Origin of the sequence: Variovorax sp. LG9.2 (assembly GCF_035018885.1) — a bacterium.
Classification (GTDB): Bacteria; Pseudomonadota; Gammaproteobacteria; order Burkholderiales; family Burkholderiaceae_C; genus Variovorax.
In genome coordinates this window covers 134,622-151,853 of sequence record NZ_JASJXB010000004.1, presented here as the reverse complement: position 1 = coordinate 151,853, position 17,232 = coordinate 134,622, and the positions used below count along the sequence as shown (strand labels likewise).

Genomic DNA, 17,232 nt, shown 5'->3' with positions numbered 1-17,232 from the left:
CTTGAGATCGCCTGATATGCAATCTTTCGTACGACATAGGTAAGCACCCGCACCCAGCGAGGCGGCCTTGCCGGGCGACCCGCCAGCTCTGCTTGCTCCGGATGCCCATGACTGCCTCAGTTCGCGGCAGTGGCCTTGCTGCGCACCACGCCGTAGCGCTGCAGCGTGCGTTCGCGCGCCTCGGCGTGGTCGACGACGGGTTTCGGATAGCCCTCGCCCAGCACGATGCCGGCGGCTTCGAGCTCCACTGGCGTGGCATTCCATGGCGCGTGGATCGACGTGTTCGATAGCTTTGAAATCTGAGGCAAATAACGCCGGATGAACTTGCCTTCCGGGTCGAAGCGTTCGCTCTGCGTGACCGGATTGAAGATTCGAAAGTAAGGTTGCGCATCGCAACCGCTGGAGCTCGCCCACTGCCAGCCGCCGTTGTTGGAGGCGAGCTCGAAGTCGTTCAGGTGCAGTGCGAAGTAGGCCTCACCGCGACGCCAGTCCAGTCCCAGGTCCTTGCACAGAAAGCTCGCCACCACCATGCGCAGCCGGTTGTGCATGTAGCCGGTCTGGTTGATCTGCGCCATGGCCGCGTCGATCAAGGGGTAGCCGGTTCGGCCCTGGCACCAGGCGTCGAAGAGCCCGTCGGCATGCTTGCCGTGATGCCAGATGATTTTGTCGTACTCGGGTCTGAAGCTCTTGCCCTCGCCAATGCGCGGGTTGAACGCCAGCACCTGAAAGTAGAAGTCGCGCCAGATCAGTTCGCTGAGCCAGGTCGCGGCCCCGACGTCGCCTTGCAGCGCGAGTTGATGTGCCACGCCGGCCAGTTGCCGGATCGACACCGTGCCGAAGCGCAGATGAACGCTCAGGTAGCTCGGGCCGCGCACCGCCGGAAAGTTGCGCGACGCGTCGTAGCGGTCGATGCGCTGAAAGAAGTCGTCGAACAGCGCTGCGCCGCCCTGGGTGCCGGTGGGGATTTCGAGCTCGGCGAGGTTGGTCTTCTCGAAGCCGATGGCCTTCAACGTCGGTACGCCGGCACGATGCGATTCGGGCGGCGGTGCCAGTGCATCGGCGTAGTGGCGTACCGGATACGGCTTCAGATAGAAAGCTTCGAGCTTGGCGAGCCAGGCGCGCTTGTAGGGCGTGAACACGGTGTACGACTGACCGGTCTTGGTGAGCACCTCGTCGCGCTCGAAGATGGTCTGGTCTTTGTAGGTGTGATACGTGACGCCGGCGTTGGCCAGCGCGCCGAACACCTTGGCGTCACGTTCGAGCGCTGCCGGCTCATCGTCGCGATTCGCGAACACGGCCTGCACTTCGAGTGCGTGGGCCAGCGCCGCGATTTCGTCGGCCGCGACCGCATGCCGAACGATCAGCCCGCTGCCCAGGGTACGCAGCTCCGCATCGAGCTCCACCAGCGATTCGCGGATGAATTCGACCCGTCGATCGGCGCTCGGCAAGGCGTCGAGGATGGCCCGATCGAACACGAACACGCACAGCACCTGCCGGCAGCTGCGCAGTGCGTGATAGAGCGCTGCGTTGTCGTCCACGCGCAGATCGCGACGGAACCACATCAGCCCTTTGGGATAGGCTTTGTCGACGGCCAGTAAAATGGGAGGCATATGGCTTCTGATTCTGCCCCGATGAACCTGACGCATCATTTCCTGATCGCGATGCCCGGTCTGGCAGACAAGGCATTCAGGCGCAGCGTGATCTACCTGTGCGAACACAGCGAACGCGGCGCGCTGGGCCTCGTGATCAACAAGCCCAGCGACATGAATTTGAAGGGTCTGTTCGAAAAGATCGAGCTGCATCTGAGTCGACCCGAACTGGGTGAGGCGCCGGTTTTCCAGGGTGGCCCGGTGCAGACCGAACGTGGCTTCGTGCTGCACGAGCCGGTGTTCGCGGAAGGCGACAAGCCCGAGGAGTCGGTCTATGCATCGACCATGACGATTCCGGGTGGCCTTGAAATGACGACGTCGAAAGACGTGCTCGAAGCGCTGGCGACCGGCGCCGGGCCGCGCAAGGTGCTGGTGTCGCTCGGTTATGCGGCCTGGGAGCAGGGGCAGCTCGAGTCCGAGCTGGCCGAGAACAGCTGGCTTACCGTCGATGCCGATCCGGCGGTCATCTTCGACACGCCGATCGAGCAGCGCTACGACCGCGCGCTGTTGTTGCTGGGGCTGGAAGCCTGGAAGCTGTCGCCCGACGCCGGTCACGCCTGAGCGCTTTGGTCATGTCGAACGAGCCAGCCAACACAGCCTCATCCCGTGACGTTTCCGCTCCTTCTGCTGACCCGGTCCCCTCGCATTTTCAGAGCTTCCTGGCTTTCGACTTCGGCTTGAAGCGCACGGGCGTCGCTACCGGCAGTCGCCTGCTCAAGACCGCGTCGCCGCAGGCCACCATCAAGGCCGAAGGCGATGCCCGCTTCGTTCAGGTCGGAGCCCGCATCCGCGAATGGCAGCCCGATGCACTTGTCATCGGCGTGCCATTTCATCCCGATGGCGCAGCGCACGAGAACACGCGTCGTGCTCAGAAGTTCGCACGCCAACTGCACGGACGCTTCAAGCTGCCGGTGTACGAAGTCGACGAGCGCTACAGCACGACCGAGGCGCTCGCGTCCGGCGCGCGCGATGCCGATGCCGCCTCCGCCTGCATCATCCTGGAGCAATTCCTGAGGAGTCTTTCTTGAACACGATCCCCGACGCCGAGGCGCTCTACACCGCGCTCACATCCGGCGTAAAGCAGCTGATGCGGCCCGAGACGAGGCTGGTCGGCATCACTTCCGGCGGCGCCTGGCTGGTGGAGCGGCTGCAAAAAGACCTGGGCCTGCCCGGCGCCCCCGGAGTGATCTCGTCGGCCATGCATCGCGACGACTTCGCGCGCCGCGGCCTGGCTGCGAGCGCGCAAACCGCGTTGCCGTTCGAAGTGAACGGTGCCGATGTGCTGCTGCTCGACGACGTGCTCTACACCGGCCGCACCATCCGCGCGGTGCTCAACGAGCTGTTCGACTTCGGGCGTCCGGCCTGCGTGCGGCTTGCGGTGCTGGTCGACCGCGGTGGGCGTGAACTGCCGGTGGCAGCCGACTTCGCAGCGACGCATTTGACGTTGCCGGACACCCAACTCCTGGCTTTGGCACGCAGCGAATCAGGCGTGTTCAGCTTGCAAGTTGAGGCCACTCGCTGATGCTCTACAAACGCAATCCGCAGCTCAACAAGAACGGCGAACTCATCCATCTGCTGTCGATCGAAGGGCTGCCCAAGAGCATCCTTACGCACATCCTCGACACAGCCGCCAACTTCACCAGCGTGAGCGACCGCGAGGTCAAGAAGGTCCCGTTGCTGCGCGGCAAGAGCGTGTTCAACCTGTTCTTCGAGAACTCGACGCGCACTCGCACCACCTTCGAGATCGCGGCCAAGCGGCTGAGCGCCGACGTCATCAACCTCGACATCGCGCGCTCGTCGGCGACCAAGGGCGAGTCGCTGCTCGACACCATCGCCAACCTGAGCGCGATGGCCGCCGATCTGTTCGTGGTGCGGCACGGCGAATCGGGCGCGCCGTACCTCATCGCGCAACATGTCGCGCCGCATGTGCATGTGGTCAACGCCGGCGACGGCCGCCATGCGCATCCGACGCAGGGGCTGCTCGACATGTACACGATCCGTCACTACAAGAAAGACTTCACCAACCTCACGGTTGCGATCGTCGGTGACGTTCTGCACTCGCGCGTGGCGCGCTCCGACATTCACGGCCTCACCACGCTGGGTTGTGCCGAAGTGCGGGTGGTCGGCCCCCGGACGCTGGTGCCCGACGACATGGCCCAGATGGGCGTGCGCGTGTGCCACACGCTCGAAGAAGGCATCAAGGATTGCGACGTCGTGATCATGCTGCGCCTGCAAAACGAGCGGATGAGCGGCGCGCTGCTGCCGTCGAGTCAGGAGTTCTTCAAGACCTACGGGCTCACGCCGGAGAAGCTTCGGCTGGCCAAGCCGGACGCCATCGTGATGCACCCGGGGCCGATCAACCGCGGTGTCGAAATCGACTCCGCTGTGGTCGACGGCAGGCAGAGCGTGATCCTGCCGCAGGTCACTTTCGGTATCGCGGTACGCATGGCGGTGATGAGCATCGTTGCGGGCAATGAAGCATGAACATCCTCATAACAAACGGCCGCGTGATCGATCCGGCATCGGGCTTCGACCAGCGGGCCGACGTCGCGCTGGCCGACGGCAAGGTCTTCGGCATCGGCGACGTTTCGGGCTTCAAGGCCGATCGCATCCTCGATGCCGCAGGCTGCATCGTGGCGCCGGGCCTGGTCGATCTCGCAGCGCGCCTGCGCGAGCCCGGCTTTGAGCACGAGGGCATGCTCGAAAGCGAGATGGCCGCGGCGGTCGCGGGCGGAGTGACCAGCCTGGTCTGCCTGCCCGACACCGACCCGGTGCTCGACGAGCCTGGCCTGATCGAGATGCTGCGGTTTCGCGCATCCAAACAAAACGGCGCACGCCTGTTTCCGCTGGGCGCCCTCACCCGCAACCTGGCCGGCGAAGTGCTGACCGAGATGGCCGCGCTGACCGAAGCCGGCTGCATCGGCTTTACCCAGGCCGACGTGGCTCTGGCCGACACGCAAGTGCTGCAGCGCGCGTTGCTCTACGCGAGCACCTTCGGCTACACCGTATGGCTGCGCCCGCAAGACCGCGACCTCGGCAAGGGTGTCGCGGCCAGCGGCCCGCTCGCGACGCGGCTCGGCCTGTCCGGCGTGCCGGTGGCGGCGGAGACCATCGCGATCTTCACCATCGTCGAACTCATGAAGAGCACCGGCGCACGCGTGCACCTGTGCCGACTCTCTAGTGCGGCCGGTGTGCAACTGGTGCGCGAAGCCAAGGCGGCCGGCCTGCCGCTGACCTGCGACGTCAGCATCAATTCGCTGCTGCTGATAGACACCGACATCGGCTACTTCGACAGTCGCGCGCGGCTCAACCCGCCTCTGCGCCAGCAGCGCGACCGCGATGCGTTGTCGGCAGGGCTGGCCGACGGCACCATCGATGCGCTGGTGTCCGACCACACGCCGGTCGATGCCGATGCCAAGACGCTGCCCTTCGCTGAGAGCGAAGCGGGCGCGACGGGGCTCGAATTGCTGCTGCCGCTGGCGCTGCAATGGGGTGAGCAGAGCGGTGTCGGGCTCATGCGCGCGTTGCGTGTCGTGACATCGGCGCCGGCCCGACTGCTGACTGCAGCCGGCGCCGGCCAGTTGACGACAGGCGGTGTGGCGGACGTCTGTGTGATCGACCCCGAGATCGAATGGCAGGTGCAGCCCGAGACGCTGCGCAGCCATGGCAAGAGCACACCGTTTGCCGGCTACGCGCTGCGAGGACGGGCGCGCCATACGCTCGTCGCCGGTCGCCTCGTTCACGGCTGAAGCGCCGACTTCGCGCATGCGTCAACTCTCCGCTTCCTGGAAATTGCTTCGCGCCGTCGGCCATGCGCTCGGTGGCTGGTGGACCATCCGCTTCAAGTTTCCGGCAATGACCCCGGCGCAACGCGAGGCGGCCGTGCAGCAGTGGGCAACGCGCATGCTGGCGCTCATGGGAGTGCAGCTCACGGTGCAGGGCACGCCACCTGCGGGCGGGCCGGTGCTGCTGGTGTGCAACCACCTGTCGTGGCTCGACATCCTCGCGATCCACGCGGCACGCCACGTGCGCTTCGTCTCGAAAGCTGGCGTCAGGCATTGGCCGCTCATCGGCATGTTGTCGACCGGCGCGGGGTCGCTCTATATCGAGCGTGAGCGGCGACGCGACGCGCTGCGCGTGGTGCATCACATGACCGACGCGTTGCGCAAGGGCGACCTGATCGCGATCTTTCCCGAGGGCACGACCAGCGATGGCCACGGGTTGTTGCCGTTCCATGCCAACCTGATGCAGGCCGCTATCTCAGCCGATGCGCCGATCCAGCCCGCTGCGATTCGCTTTGCCGATGCCGCCACCGGCGAGACCAGCCAGGCGCCGCGCTACATCGACGACGACAACCTCGTTACCTCGCTGTGGAACACGCTGACGGCGCCGCCGTTGCTGGCCATCGTCCGGTTCGGCGAGCCGCAATCGGCGTATGGACGGGAGCGGCGCAGTTGGGCGAGGTCGCTGCATGAAGACGTTCAACAACTTCGTCGCGAAACGTTCTGACCAAAAAAAAGCGCCCCGAAGGGCGCTATGGAACGACGCCAGAGAGGCGCCGGGAGGAGGAACCTGTCGGATCTCAAAAGACGCCGAAAACCTTCAGACCGATGATGACGATGAGCGGGACGCCGCACAGCCAAAGGATGATGCTTTTCATGAAGGTCTCCGTGTGTTGGTGAGCCACGACCTTAGTGGTCTGCCCTGGGCCTTTGCTGCCGGATAACGCATCCCGCGCACGTCGGCGTGTGCCTACAGGCGGTCAGGGCTGGGCGCGAGTCCGTGCCTTAGGTCACCGTTGCGTGCGGATGCAGCGGATGCGTCAGCGTATCGGCGACCAGCCGCAATGCCTGATCGCATTCTTCGCGCGACATCGGCCCGCCGAGGCAGATGCGCACCGCGTCCGGCGGCGCGCCGTCGGTAGAGAAGGCTGCGCTCGCGACCACGCCGACGTTCTGGCTGCGCAGGTACGAAGCGAATTCGACGGTGCTCCACGCCGAGGTCAACGGCAGCCACAAATGAAAGCCCTCGGTCTGTTGATCGGAGCCGTTGATGCCGTGGTCGGCCAGGTGCTTGACCGCCAGCGCCTGGCGCGCGTTCGATTCGTTGCGTACCGCGACCAGCATTTCGTCGGCGGTGCCATCTTCGACCCACAGCGTGGCGAGCGCGTTGGTGATGGGCGAGGCCATGACGGTGGTGGCACGCAGCGCGCCAGCCAGGCGTTGCGATTGCCGCGCGTTGGGCGAGCGCACGTAGGCGTTGCGCAGCCCCGCACCCAGCGTCTTCGAAAAACCGGTGATGTAGTAGGTGAGGTCGGGCGCCATGCTGGCGAACGTCGGGGGCACCTGGCGCGGAATCATCGCGTAGGCGTCGTCTTCGATGATCGGAATGGCGTAGCGCAAGGCGATGTCGGCCAGCGCTTCGCGACGCGCGCGAGAGATCGTCGCGGTGGTCGGGTTGTTGAGGGTCGGGTTGACGTAGAGCGCCTTGGGCTTGAGCGTTTTGCAGGCGTGCTCGAAGGCATCGCCCATCGGGCCTTCTTCGTCGAGCTGCAGCGCATGCAGCTGGATGCCCAACTGCGTCGAGATCGCCTTCACGCCCGGATAGGTCAGCGCCTCGACGCAGATCAGTTCGCCCGGTCGTGCGAGTTGCGAGAACACCGCCGCCAGCACGCTGTGGATGCCGGGGCACACCAGCATCTGGTCGAGCCGGCAATCGGGTACGCGCGGCCGCAGCCACTGCATGCCGGCCTCGCGGTCGCGCACGGAGCCGCCGAAGTCCTGGTAGCGCAGCAGATCCCACAGGTCGGAATCGGCCATCACGCGAGCGGCGCTCTCGTGCATGCGTCCGAGCAGGCCGGCGTCCTGCGGCTCGGGCGGCAGGTTCATCGTCATCTCGGCACCGCTGCCGCCGCGCAAGGGCAGCGCGGGGCTGCTGCCGCGTATGAAGCTGCCGGTGCCCGAGCGCGAGTCGATGAGGCCGCGCTTGCGCGCCTCCGCGTAGCCGCGCGCCACGGTCGTGTAGTTGAGCCGCAAATCGACCGCGAGGTCGCGCAGCGTGGGGAGCTGGTCGCGCGCCGTCAGCCGGCCTGTACGGATGTCGTCGGCAATCAGGTCGGCGAGCAACAGGTAGGCGGGCTTGCTGCTCGTGTCGAGCTTGCGCTGCCAATGCTGCGAGAGTTTGGTCATGTGTTGCTCATGGCGGGTTCACGGTGAGTTGATCGCATCCATTGATCGCATCGGATGCGATCGGTGAATGCGATTGGCGGACGCAGGTTCCGTGCCGACCAAAACGAGTCTTATGCGGCTTAGGTGAGCGATCAATGCCTCGAACGTGTGCATTCAAGTCCATTGATCGGGTGCATTGATCGCATCGAAAGCGCATCAACGGTGTGCATGGCGAGGCCTCCAAGGCTGTCTTCAGGGCGCGCCCAGTCGTTGAAAACAGTGCCTGAAATTCTTTCGATGTCCCGGATGGCGCACTGTTATTGATTGATTGCAGGTTGATCGCATCCACACGGGTTTCGAGTGGCACAAAGCGTGCGAATTCGAAGGGCGAGCAGCACATCGTCCCTCTCGTTTTTCAGTCCAATTTTCAACCGGAACACACCATGCCCAAAGTCACCAAAGCACCGAACGTCACTGGCGATCACCTTGTCGACTACGAAGAAAAAGTCTTCGAAGACGTCAAGGCCGAACCGGGCGAGAAGGCCCTGGTCACCTTCCACACCGTCGCCTTCGAAGGCTCGATCGGTTTCGTCAATCTGCTGCAGGCCACACGGCTGAAGCGCAAGGGTTTCGACACCACCATCCTGCTGTACGGCCCCGGCGTCACGCTCGGCGTGCAGCGCGGTTTCCCGACGCTGGGCGACGAGGCTTTCCCCGGTCATCAGAACTTCAACAAGCAGATCACCAAGTTCATGGAAGAGGGCGGCAAGGTCTACGCCTGCCGCTTCGCGCTGCAGGCCCTGTACGGCCATGGCGAAGGCTCGCTGATTCCGGGCATCGTGCCGATCAGCCCGCTCGACGTGCTCGACATCGTGCTGCTGCACCGCAAGGCCAACGCCTTCATCCTCGACACCTGGACCCTGTAAGAGTCGCGCTGCCATGACATCGCCACGCATCGTCCGCGCCGCAGCGGTACAGATATCGCCCGACTTCGAGAGCCATGACGGCACCCTGAACAAGGTGTGCGAGGCGATCGATGAGGCCGCGGGCAAGGGCGTGCAGCTGATGGTCTTTCCGGAGACCTTCGTGCCGTACTACCCGTACTTCTCCTTCGTGCAGCCACCGGTGCAGCAGGGGCCGGCGCACATCCGGCTGATGGAGCGGTCGGTGGTGGTGCCGGGCCCGGTCACGCTGGCCGTGGCGGAGCGGGCGCGGGCGCGCGGCGTGGTGGTGGTGCTCGGCGTCAACGAGCGTGACCATGGCAGCCTCTACAACACGCAACTGGTGTTCGACGCCGACGGCACGCTCGCGCTCAAGCGCCGCAAGATCACGCCGACGTACCACGAGCGAATGATCTGGGGCCAGGGCGATGCGGCCGGCCTCAAGGTGGTCGACACCGCCGTCGGCCGCGTCGGCGCGCTGGCCTGCTGGGAGCACTACAACCCGTTGGCTCGCTATGCGCTGATGGCGCAGCACGAAGAAATCCATTGCGCGCAGTTCCCCGGCTCGTTGGTCGGGCCAATCTTCGCGGAGCAGATGGAAGTGACCATCCGCCATCACGCGCTCGAGTCGGGTTGCTTCGTGGTGAACGCGACCGGCTGGTTAACCGATGAACAGATCGTCGCGATCACGCCCGACACCGGTTTGCAGAAGGCGCTGCGCGGCGGTTGCCACACGGCCATCGTCTCGCCCGAAGGCAAGCACCTCGCAGCGCCGCTGACCGACGGCGAAGGCATGGTCATCGCCGACCTCGACATGGCGCTGATCACCAAGCGCAAACGAATGATGGATTCCGTCGGCCACTACGCGCGGCCCGAACTGCTGAGCCTGGCGATCAACGAGCGTCCTGCCACGACCACGTTCGCCATGCCGGCCGCCGCCGAGCTTTCCAACGGTTCTTTCGGTTCTTCTTCTTCCACCGGACATCCTTATGACCATACCGACCGCCACGCCAACCTCCCCGTCGAGCCGGCAACTGATGACCGAGTTGCAGTCCTTCGGGTTGCGGCTGGTTGATCCTTCGGCCGGCGCGGCCAGCCGCCGCGGCGGTGCCGGCCCATCGGACCACAAGGCCGTCACGGTGGACGGTCACACGATCATGGTGCCGGTGCATACGTCGACCGCGTGGAACTCGCCCTTCACCGCGCAGGCACCCGACGCGCAGGGTATGAGCACCATCACGCGTGGTGCGATTCCCATCGCGAGCATCAGCTTTCCGAAGCAGCCGCGTTTCTATTCGATGCAGACTTTCGACGGCGTGCCTTACTCGCACATCGCGACGCTGCATGGCTCCGACGTCCTTGCGACAACGGTGCTGCAGACCTGCATCCGCTACGAGAGCCGCAAGAAGACCTGCAAGTTCTGCGCGATCGGGCAGTCGCTCGCAGCCGGCCGCACGGTGGCGCGCAAGACACCCGAGCAGCTGGCCGAAGTGGCGCGTGCCGCGGTGCTGCTCGACGGCGTCAAGCACATGGTGCTGACGACTGGCACGCCCAACGCGACCGACCGCGGTGCGGCCATCCTGTGCGAGAGCGCATTCGCGATCAAGGCCGCGGTCGACATTCCGATCCAGGGCCAGTGCGAACCGCCGGACGACGACCAGTGGTTCCACCGCATGAAGGCGGCTGGCATCGACACGCTCGGCATGCACCTCGAAGTGGTGACGCAGTCGGTGCGCGAGAAGATCATGCCGGGCAAGGCCAGCGTGCCGATCTCGCGCTACATGAGCGCGTTCGAGGCAGCGGTCGGCGTGTTCGGGCGTGGCCAGGTCAGCACCTACATCCTGGCCGGGCTCGGCGACACGCGCGAAGCCATCCTCGAGATCTGCGACACGCTGCTCACGATGGGCGTGTACCCGTTCGTGGTGCCGTTCGTGCCGATCAGTGGCACCCCGTTGGAAGACCATCCCGCGCCGACGCCGGAGTTCATGAAGTCGATCCTCCAGCCGCTGGGCCAGCGCGTCGCCGCCCACAACCTGCGTTCGAGCGACATCAAGGCCGGCTGCGGAAAATGCGGCGCCTGCTCCTCGCTGTCGGTGTACGAGTCCTGACTCGAAACCATTCGAAAGAAGGAGCCCACCATGAGCTGCATCGATGACATCGTCGACCCTGTGGTGCACTACGCGCCGGTCGAATTCCTCGTGCGCGAGGCTGCGCAACGCTGGGAACGCGACGAAGCGCATGCCTTGCGCCGCGCGGTGTTTTGCATCGAGCAGGGCATCTTCATCGGCGACGATCGTGATGGCATCGATCAGCACGCACAGTTGCTGGTTGCGATGTCTTGCATCGGTGGCATGCCGGATCAGGTGGTCGGCACGGTGCGCATCCATGAAGCATCGTCCGGCGTTTGGTGGGGCTCGCGACTTGCGGTGCACGCGGCGTTCAGGAACCAGGGCCATCTGGGCGCGACGCTGATCAAGCTGGCGGTGACGCGTGCACGTGCGCAGGGGTGCAACACGTTCATGGCGCATGTGCAGTCGCAGAACGAGGCGCTGTTTCAGAAGCTGCACTGGCGTACGACGGGCGCGCTGATGGTTCATGGAAGACCCCATGCGGAGATGCAGCCGGACTTGCGCTTTTATCCGCCGTGCCATGACCCGATCAGCGGCTTCGTCTCCCGCGCGGGTCGTCCGTCTTTTCCCTCTCCGTCTGGGAGAGGCCAGGGTGAGGGCAGCAGCCTTGAATAGGGCACCCATGCTGCACGCCATCGTTGCTGCATTGCGCGACTCGCGCGGCTTCGCGCACAAGCGCGACATCAGCGACATCGTCACCGCACTCGGCCGGGCGCTCCCGGGCGGGACGACCGACCTGTCGCAAGCAGTGCCTATCGGCGACGACTGCGCAGCCATACCCGACGGCAATGGCGGCTACCTTCTCTTCGCCATCGAGGGCCTGGTCGAAGACTTCATCACCCGCATGCCGTGGTTCGCCGGCTACTGCGGCGTGATGGTCAACGTGAGCGACATCTACGCGATGGGCGGCCGGCCGACGGCCGTCGTCAACGCGCTGTGGAGTGCGGGCATGCAGCCGGCGGACGAAATGCTCAAGGGCATGGCGGTGGCGTCGGCGAAATATGGCGTGCCGATCGTCGGCGGTCACAGCAACAACCGAAGCGAGCGTCCCCAGCTGGCCGTGTCCATCCTTGGTCACGCGAAAAAATTACTGACGAGTTTCGATGCGCGGCCAGGCGATCGGCTCGTGATGGCGATCGACTTGCGCGGCGCCTACGAGGAGCCGTTCCCCTACTGGAACGCCTCGACCGCGACGCCCGGTGAACGCTTGCGTGCCGATCTTGAGATCCTTCCGTTGCTCGCAGAAGAAGGCCTGTGCGATGCCGGCAAGGACATCAGCATGGCCGGCGCCATCGGCACGGCGTTGATGCTGCTCGAATGCTCCGGCGTCGGCGCGACGATCGACATCGATGCCATTCCGCGGCCTGGCGGTGTGCCGCTGCTGCGCTGGCTGACATCGTTCCCCAGCTACGGTTTCGTGCTCAGCGTTCGGCCCGACAAGGTCGACGCGGTGCTCGCGCGCTTTGCAGCGCGCGATCTGGCTGCCACCGTCGTTGGCGATGTCGACGCCACACGCAAGCTCATGTTGCGCCAGGGCTCGCAACACGAAGAGCTGTGGGACTTGCAGCGCGACCCGTTCATCTGCGAGGCTGCCGACTCCGAGTCTGACGCGCAGGTGGCCCATGCGTGAAGCGTTCGACTTTAAGAAGCCGCTTCGCATCGGCCTGTTGACGCACTCGGTGAACCCGCGCGGCGGCGTGGTCCACACCATCGAGCTGGCGCATGCCTTGCACGATGCCGGCCACGATGTGACGGTGATGGCACCCGCGACGCCGGGTCAACGTTTCTTCAGGCCGATGCGATGCGCGACGCAACTCGTGCCGGTCGGTGGCACGCCCCACGACATGGTCGAGATGGTCGGTGGCCGCATCGAGGCCTTCACCACCCATTTGTCTGCGCTGATCGAAAAGAAGCCGTTCGACGTGCTGCACACGCACGACCCGATCGGCGGCAACGCGCTGGCCAACCTGCAAGACGAAGGGCTGATCGATGGCTTCGCGCGGACGGTGCATCACCTCGAAGTCTTTGCGTCGCCGCAGTTGATGTTCTGGCAGGCGCGCGGCTTTCGTCGTGCGCGCCAGATGTTTTGCGTGAGCCGGTTGTGGCAAGACATCCTGCGGCGCCAGCACGGCATCGATGCGTCCGAGGTGAGCAATGGCGTCGACAGCGAGCGCTTCAGCGCCTCCGCACATGACACCGATGCGGCGCTGGCACGTCGGCTCGGCGTGCGCACGGGGGCGCCAGTCGTGCTGGCGGTGGGCGGCGTCGAAGCGCGCAAGAACACGCTGCGGCTGCTCGAAGCCTTCGTGCTGCTGCGCGCGCGCAGGCCCGATGCGCAACTGGTGATCGCAGGCGGTGCCAGCTTGCTCGACCACGCGCACTACACGCGCGACTTCAAGGCGTTGGCCGATGCCAGTGGACTGCGCATCGGCCGCAACCAGCCGGTGGTGCTGACCGGTCCGCTGGACGATGCGGACATGCCCGGTCTCTATCGCCTGGCCGATGTCGTTGCCATGCCGTCGCTCAACGAGGGGTTCGGTTTGGTCGTGCTTGAAGCATTGGCGAGCGGCGCGCCGGTGGTGGTGTCGCGCATCGCGCCCTTCACGGAATACCTCACCGAGGCCGATTGCCAGTGGGCCGACCCCGAGCAGCCGTCATCGATTGCCGACGCGATCGATCGCGCGCTGAACTCCCGCGACCCGGCTGCGATCGCTCGCTCCGCCGCGCGCCTCATCGCCCGCTTCAGCTGGGCCGCCAGTGCCGAGCGACACGCGACGTTGTACCGGCAGGGCCTGTCCGCCGAGCCGGCGTCGGCAATGCAACGCGCTGCCGCGACCTGTTGAGCAATCGCTCGACACCACAAGGAAATCCGTATGCCCGTGATGCACTTCAATGTTCGATGGCCCGACTTCAGCGAGACGCGCTGCTACTCGCCGTCGCTGGTCGTCGAGGACTTCCTCGCCGTCGGTCAAAGCTACCCGCTTCCGGACTTCATGCAGCGTACGCGCGATGCACTCGGCATCGCGTCGGAGCGCGTGCGCGCCAAGTACGGCTTCGCCTGTTCGCAGGCAATGGACCAACTGGCCGAGATCGAGCACATCGCAACCCGGTTTGACGCGCAAACCGATGCCCAGGTGACCGTCATCGCCTTCGACTGATTGAATAAAAGAAACACCATGCTTACCAAGACCACTCACTACAGCGTCGTCATCGTCGGCGGCGGCCAGTCCGGCCTGTCGCTCAGCCACTGTTTGCAGCAGCGCGGCATCGACCATCTGGTCATCGAAAAACGAAGCCTGGTGCACAGCTGGCGCACGCAGCGCTGGGACTCGTTTTGCCTCGTCACGCCCAACTGGCAGTGCGATCTTCCGGGCTGGCCGTACAAGGGCACCGATCCGCACGGCTTCATGGTCAAGGACGAGATCAACGCGTGGCTGGCCGGTTTCGTCGAGCAGGTGCAGGCGCCGGCGATGGAAGGCGTCACGGTCAACAAGGTGTCGCGCGCGGGCGAGTCCGACCGGTACACGGTCGAAACCAGCGCCGGCCAGTTCACTGCCGACCAGGTGGTGGTGGCGTCGGGCGGCTATCACAAGCCGGTGATCCCGCGCATGGCCGAGCGCCTGCCTGCCGGCATCGTGCAATACCACTCGGCTCAATACCGTAACCCCGCGCAATTTCCCGAGGGTGCTGTGCTGGTGGTGGGCTGCGGACAGTCGGGTTCGCAGATCGCCGAAGACCTGCATCTGGCCGGCCGCAAGGTGTTTCTTGCCACGGGCAACGCGCCGCGCTGCGCGCGCTTCTATCGCGGCAAGGACGCGGTCGACTGGCTCGCCGACATGAAGTACTACGACATGCCGGTCACTGCACATCCGTTGCGCGAAGGCGTGCGCGACAACACCAACCACTACCTCACCGGGCGCGATGGTGGACGCGACATCGACCTGCGTGCGTTCGCCAACGAAGGCATGGAGCTCTATGGTTTGCTGACCGGCATGGAAGGCGATGCGCTGCAGTTCCAGCCCAACCTGCGCGAGCACCTGGACCACGCCGACAAGATCTACAACGGCATCAACGCGTCGATCGACAAATACATCGAAGCCAACGGCATCGATGCGCCGCCGCCCGAGCGCTACGTGCCGGTGTGGGAGCCGAAAGAGGAGCGCACGACACTCAGCCTGCGTGCCTCGGGCATCACCAGCGTGGTGTGGTGCATCGGCTTTCTGCCGGACTTCGCATGGGTCGATGCGCCGGTGTTCAACGGCAAGGGTGAGCCGGTGCATCTGCGGGGCGTGACGCATCAGGCGGGGTTGTATTTCCTCGGCTTGCCGTGGCTGCACACCTGGGGATCGGGCCGGTTCTCAGGTGTCGCGCGAGACGCGTACTACCTCGCAGAGCAGATCGATGGGCGGCGCAAGAACGCGCAAGGTTCGGCGCTGTCGCGAGAAGAGAGCGTGGCTTCGATGAGCTGAAAGTTGGGCGCGCCTGCGAGGGCGGGCTCAGGCGGGAGGCGCAGGCAACTCGAATTGCAGGAAGTGGTGCAGCATGGCGAAGTGGTCGTCCATGAAGTGCGCTTCTTCCGCCACGAGTGCAGAGATGGGCGTCCAACTGGCCGAGGCCGCATCGTCGTCGGCGCGCACCGTCGGCCAAGGGCGATCGCCCAGGTCGAAGTAGTGCGCGTGCGTGATCGTGCGGCCGCGCTCGCTGCGATCGGGGGCGTCGAATACCGCAGTGCCCCTCAGGCAGGCGCGCAGGTCGGCGTCTGGCACGTCGAGGTGCGTTTCTTCTTCCAGCTCGCGCAGGGCGGAACGATGCGTGGTCTCACGCTGCTCGATGAAGCCGCCCGGCACGGCGAGCAAACCTTTGCCTGGTGCTTCGCCACGGCGGATCAGCAACACATGGTCGCGGCACTTCACGACGCAATCGACCGTGACCAGCGTGGGCGGCCAGGGCGCCGCGGCCCAGGTGGCACGGTAGTCCCGCAGCATCGTCCACTCTTCTTGCAACGCGGCGAAGGTTGACTCGTTGCGCCAGATTGCCAGGAAGTCGAACGCCGGCAGCGGCACCATTGCGCGCAGAGGGCCGTCGTCGGTCGCACCGAACAAGGCGTCGCGCGCCGCACGGGCTGTTGCGGTCGAGGCGACCGACAGCGTCGTCAACTGCCATTCGGGAAACCAGTCGAGATAGGCGGTGGTCGCGTCTTTTCGGTGGCCGACCAGCAGCACCGCGGTCGGCGCGGAGCCGGTCGCATCGGTCGAGCCCGTCGAACCAGCCGTGAAAGTCGTTGCCGCTTTCGCTGTGTTCGCCTTGTTTGCGCTGGTTATCGCTTGGCGAACTTCGGCGATCCACGGCGCGTCTTCATGGTGATCGCGCACCGGCACAAAACTGACCCGCTCTCGATCCGTTTCAGGCAAAGCGCGTCGAATCATCTCGGCACGTTGCTGCCAGCTGAAAGGATGCCGCGGCGAACGCGCGTGAAAGGCCGAGCCGATGACCACGATGCAGCGCTGCGCTTCAGAGAGCGCGTGCTGCAACAGGGCGAGGTGACCTTTGTGGAAGGGTTGGAAGCGGCCGACGAAGACGGCGAGATCATGCATCGCTCGAATGTAATGCCCGAGCGGAGCGCAAAAAGCAAAACCCGCCGGTGGGCGGGTTCGGTGAAGTAGCCAGCGCGCCGGATCGCGTGGTGGCCGAGCGGTGGAGCTCCTCAGAAGTTCGTGACGGCCCACTCGGCAACACGACGGACCGACGCTGAATTTCGCAGGCCGAACTGGCGCTGCAGTCGCGCCGCCCGGCATGCGCGTTCGCGGGCGACCGATTCGAGTGCGTCGGCGACGGCAGCTGCCGTGCGGCCATCGTGTGCCGATTCGCTTCGAAGTGAGTCTGCGAGCCCGTGAATCTGCTCGATGCTCAGGCGCTCGGGGCGAGGGGAAACGTTGAACATCATGTTGCGATCAACAGGCGAACCAGCACGGGAATGGCGATAACCAGGAACCCGAGCATGACGTTGCGGCGCCAGCCAGCGGCGTGCTGCTCGCGTTGGCCGGAACGGTAAGACTGGGTGAAAGCAGCCCGTTCGGTCGAATCGGACTTGTCTTTCCACCATTCGTGAGGGGTTTGTGCGCGCTGTGTCATGTAAGCAATTGTGCCTACGTCATCCTTTTGACGGGAGGAACTAGGTCACACTTAAGTACACAAAAACAATTCTCGAGCCCGAGGCCTTGGTGCCCTCGACAGGAATCGAACCTGTATCTGAGTCTTAGGAGGACCCCGTTCTATCCATTGAACTACGAGGACTGAGCGCGCGAAACTTGCTTGTTTCGGGGCTTCGGGCAGCGGCGGCGACTTT

General features: G+C 65.0%; 19 protein-coding genes and 1 tRNA gene. 14 read left to right on the top strand and 6 right to left on the bottom strand.

From position 1 onward, the window contains the following. Positions 1-116: 116 nt before the first annotated feature. A complete protein-coding gene (locus QN413_RS05920; RefSeq protein WP_323495698.1) occupies positions 117-1,610 on the bottom strand; it encodes a deoxyribodipyrimidine photo-lyase in 1,494 nt (497 codons plus the stop codon). Here QN413_RS05920 and QN413_RS05915 point away from each other — a divergent pair, their 5' ends adjacent. Genes QN413_RS05915 through QN413_RS05890 form a run of 6 tightly spaced genes read left to right on the top strand, consistent with a single transcriptional unit; the run spans position 1,611 to position 6,158 of the window. Next, on the top strand, positions 1,611-2,210 hold the full coding sequence (locus tag QN413_RS05915) for a YqgE/AlgH family protein (RefSeq protein ID WP_323495697.1): 600 nt from the start codon (positions 1,611-1,613) through the stop codon (positions 2,208-2,210). It abuts the gene before it with no gap. Between the two features lie 11 nt (positions 2,211-2,221). Further along, on the top strand, positions 2,222-2,677 hold the full coding sequence (gene ruvX / locus QN413_RS05910) for a Holliday junction resolvase RuvX (RefSeq protein ID WP_323495696.1): 456 nt from the start codon (positions 2,222-2,224) through the stop codon (positions 2,675-2,677). Beyond that, positions 2,674-3,171, top strand: coding sequence for a bifunctional pyr operon transcriptional regulator/uracil phosphoribosyltransferase PyrR (gene pyrR / locus QN413_RS05905; protein WP_187053065.1), 498 nt, complete (start codon positions 2,674-2,676; stop codon positions 3,169-3,171). The genes ruvX and pyrR overlap by 4 nt, the downstream gene beginning before the upstream one ends. Beyond that, the gene (locus tag QN413_RS05900; protein ID WP_323495695.1) at positions 3,171-4,133 is read left to right on the top strand and encodes an aspartate carbamoyltransferase catalytic subunit; all 963 of its coding nucleotides are present in this window, start codon (positions 3,171-3,173) and stop codon (positions 4,131-4,133) included. The genes pyrR and QN413_RS05900 overlap by 1 nt, the downstream gene beginning before the upstream one ends. After that, entirely contained in the window at positions 4,130-5,398 is a 1,269-nt protein-coding gene (locus tag QN413_RS05895) for a dihydroorotase (protein ID WP_323495694.1), read from the top strand. Before QN413_RS05900 ends, QN413_RS05895 begins: the two co-directional genes overlap by 4 nt. A 16-nt stretch (positions 5,399-5,414) precedes the next feature. Beyond that, positions 5,415-6,158 (top strand): lysophospholipid acyltransferase family protein, encoded by a 744-nt coding sequence (locus QN413_RS05890; protein ID WP_323495693.1) that lies wholly within the window; start codon positions 5,415-5,417, stop codon positions 6,156-6,158. Positions 6,159-6,436: 278 nt separating this feature from the next. Here the strand turns inward: QN413_RS05890 and QN413_RS05885 are convergent, their stop codons facing one another. Next, complete coding sequence (locus QN413_RS05885) at positions 6,437-7,837, bottom strand: PLP-dependent aminotransferase family protein (RefSeq protein ID WP_323495692.1); 1,401 nt, start codon at positions 7,835-7,837, stop codon at positions 6,437-6,439. 422 nt (positions 7,838-8,259) lie between these two features. On the opposite strand from QN413_RS05885, the gene QN413_RS05880 reads away from it, so the two are divergent. Genes QN413_RS05880 through QN413_RS05845 form a run of 8 tightly spaced genes read left to right on the top strand, consistent with a single transcriptional unit; the run spans position 8,260 to position 15,355 of the window. Beyond that, positions 8,260-8,742 carry an MSMEG_0572/Sll0783 family nitrogen starvation response protein gene (locus tag QN413_RS05880; protein WP_187053060.1) on the top strand — a complete coding sequence of 161 codons (483 nt, stop codon included), beginning with the start codon at positions 8,260-8,262 and terminating at the stop codon, positions 8,740-8,742. 13 nt (positions 8,743-8,755) lie between these two features. Next, positions 8,756-9,832, top strand: a complete 1,077-nt coding sequence (locus QN413_RS05875; protein WP_323495691.1) for a Nit6803 family nitrilase — start codon at positions 8,756-8,758, stop codon at positions 9,830-9,832. Beyond that, on the top strand, positions 9,795-10,865 hold the full coding sequence (locus QN413_RS05870; protein WP_323495819.1) for an MSMEG_0568 family radical SAM protein: 1,071 nt from the start codon (positions 9,795-9,797) through the stop codon (positions 10,863-10,865). Before QN413_RS05875 ends, QN413_RS05870 begins: the two co-directional genes overlap by 38 nt. Before the next feature lie 30 nt (positions 10,866-10,895). Next, on the top strand, positions 10,896-11,501 hold the full coding sequence (locus tag QN413_RS05865) for an MSMEG_0567/Sll0786 family nitrogen starvation N-acetyltransferase (protein ID WP_323495690.1): 606 nt from the start codon (positions 10,896-10,898) through the stop codon (positions 11,499-11,501). 7 nt (positions 11,502-11,508) lie between these two features. Further along, on the top strand, positions 11,509-12,516 hold the full coding sequence (locus QN413_RS05860; protein ID WP_323495689.1) for a sll0787 family AIR synthase-like protein: 1,008 nt from the start codon (positions 11,509-11,511) through the stop codon (positions 12,514-12,516). After that, a complete protein-coding gene (locus tag QN413_RS05855) occupies positions 12,509-13,729 on the top strand; it encodes an MSMEG_0565 family glycosyltransferase (RefSeq protein ID WP_323495688.1) in 1,221 nt (406 codons plus the stop codon). Before QN413_RS05860 ends, QN413_RS05855 begins: the two co-directional genes overlap by 8 nt. Positions 13,730-13,759: 30 nt before the next feature. Next, positions 13,760-14,044, top strand: a complete 285-nt coding sequence (locus QN413_RS05850) for an MSMEG_0570 family nitrogen starvation response protein (RefSeq protein ID WP_323495687.1) — start codon at positions 13,760-13,762, stop codon at positions 14,042-14,044. An 18-nt stretch (positions 14,045-14,062) separates the two neighbouring features. Then, positions 14,063-15,355 carry an MSMEG_0569 family flavin-dependent oxidoreductase gene (locus tag QN413_RS05845; protein WP_323495686.1) on the top strand — a complete coding sequence of 431 codons (1,293 nt, stop codon included), beginning with the start codon at positions 14,063-14,065 and terminating at the stop codon, positions 15,353-15,355. Between the two features lie 27 nt (positions 15,356-15,382). Here QN413_RS05845 and QN413_RS05840 read toward each other — a convergent pair whose 3' ends face one another. The 4 genes from QN413_RS05840 to QN413_RS05825 all read right to left on the bottom strand — a co-directional run bounded on the left by QN413_RS05840 (position 15,383) and on the right by QN413_RS05825 (position 17,180). Beyond that, positions 15,383-16,480, bottom strand: coding sequence for an NUDIX domain-containing protein (locus QN413_RS05840; protein ID WP_323495685.1), 1,098 nt, complete (start codon positions 16,478-16,480; stop codon positions 15,383-15,385). 110 nt (positions 16,481-16,590) lie between these two features. Next, a complete protein-coding gene (locus QN413_RS05835) occupies positions 16,591-16,827 on the bottom strand; it encodes a hypothetical protein (protein WP_323495684.1) in 237 nt (78 codons plus the stop codon). After that, a complete protein-coding gene (locus QN413_RS05830; RefSeq protein ID WP_323495683.1) occupies positions 16,827-17,018 on the bottom strand; it encodes a hypothetical protein in 192 nt (63 codons plus the stop codon). Before QN413_RS05830 ends, QN413_RS05835 begins: the two co-directional genes overlap by 1 nt. An 87-nt stretch (positions 17,019-17,105) precedes the next feature. Then, positions 17,106-17,180, bottom strand: a tRNA-Arg gene (locus QN413_RS05825). Positions 17,181-17,232: the final 52 nt, after the last annotated feature.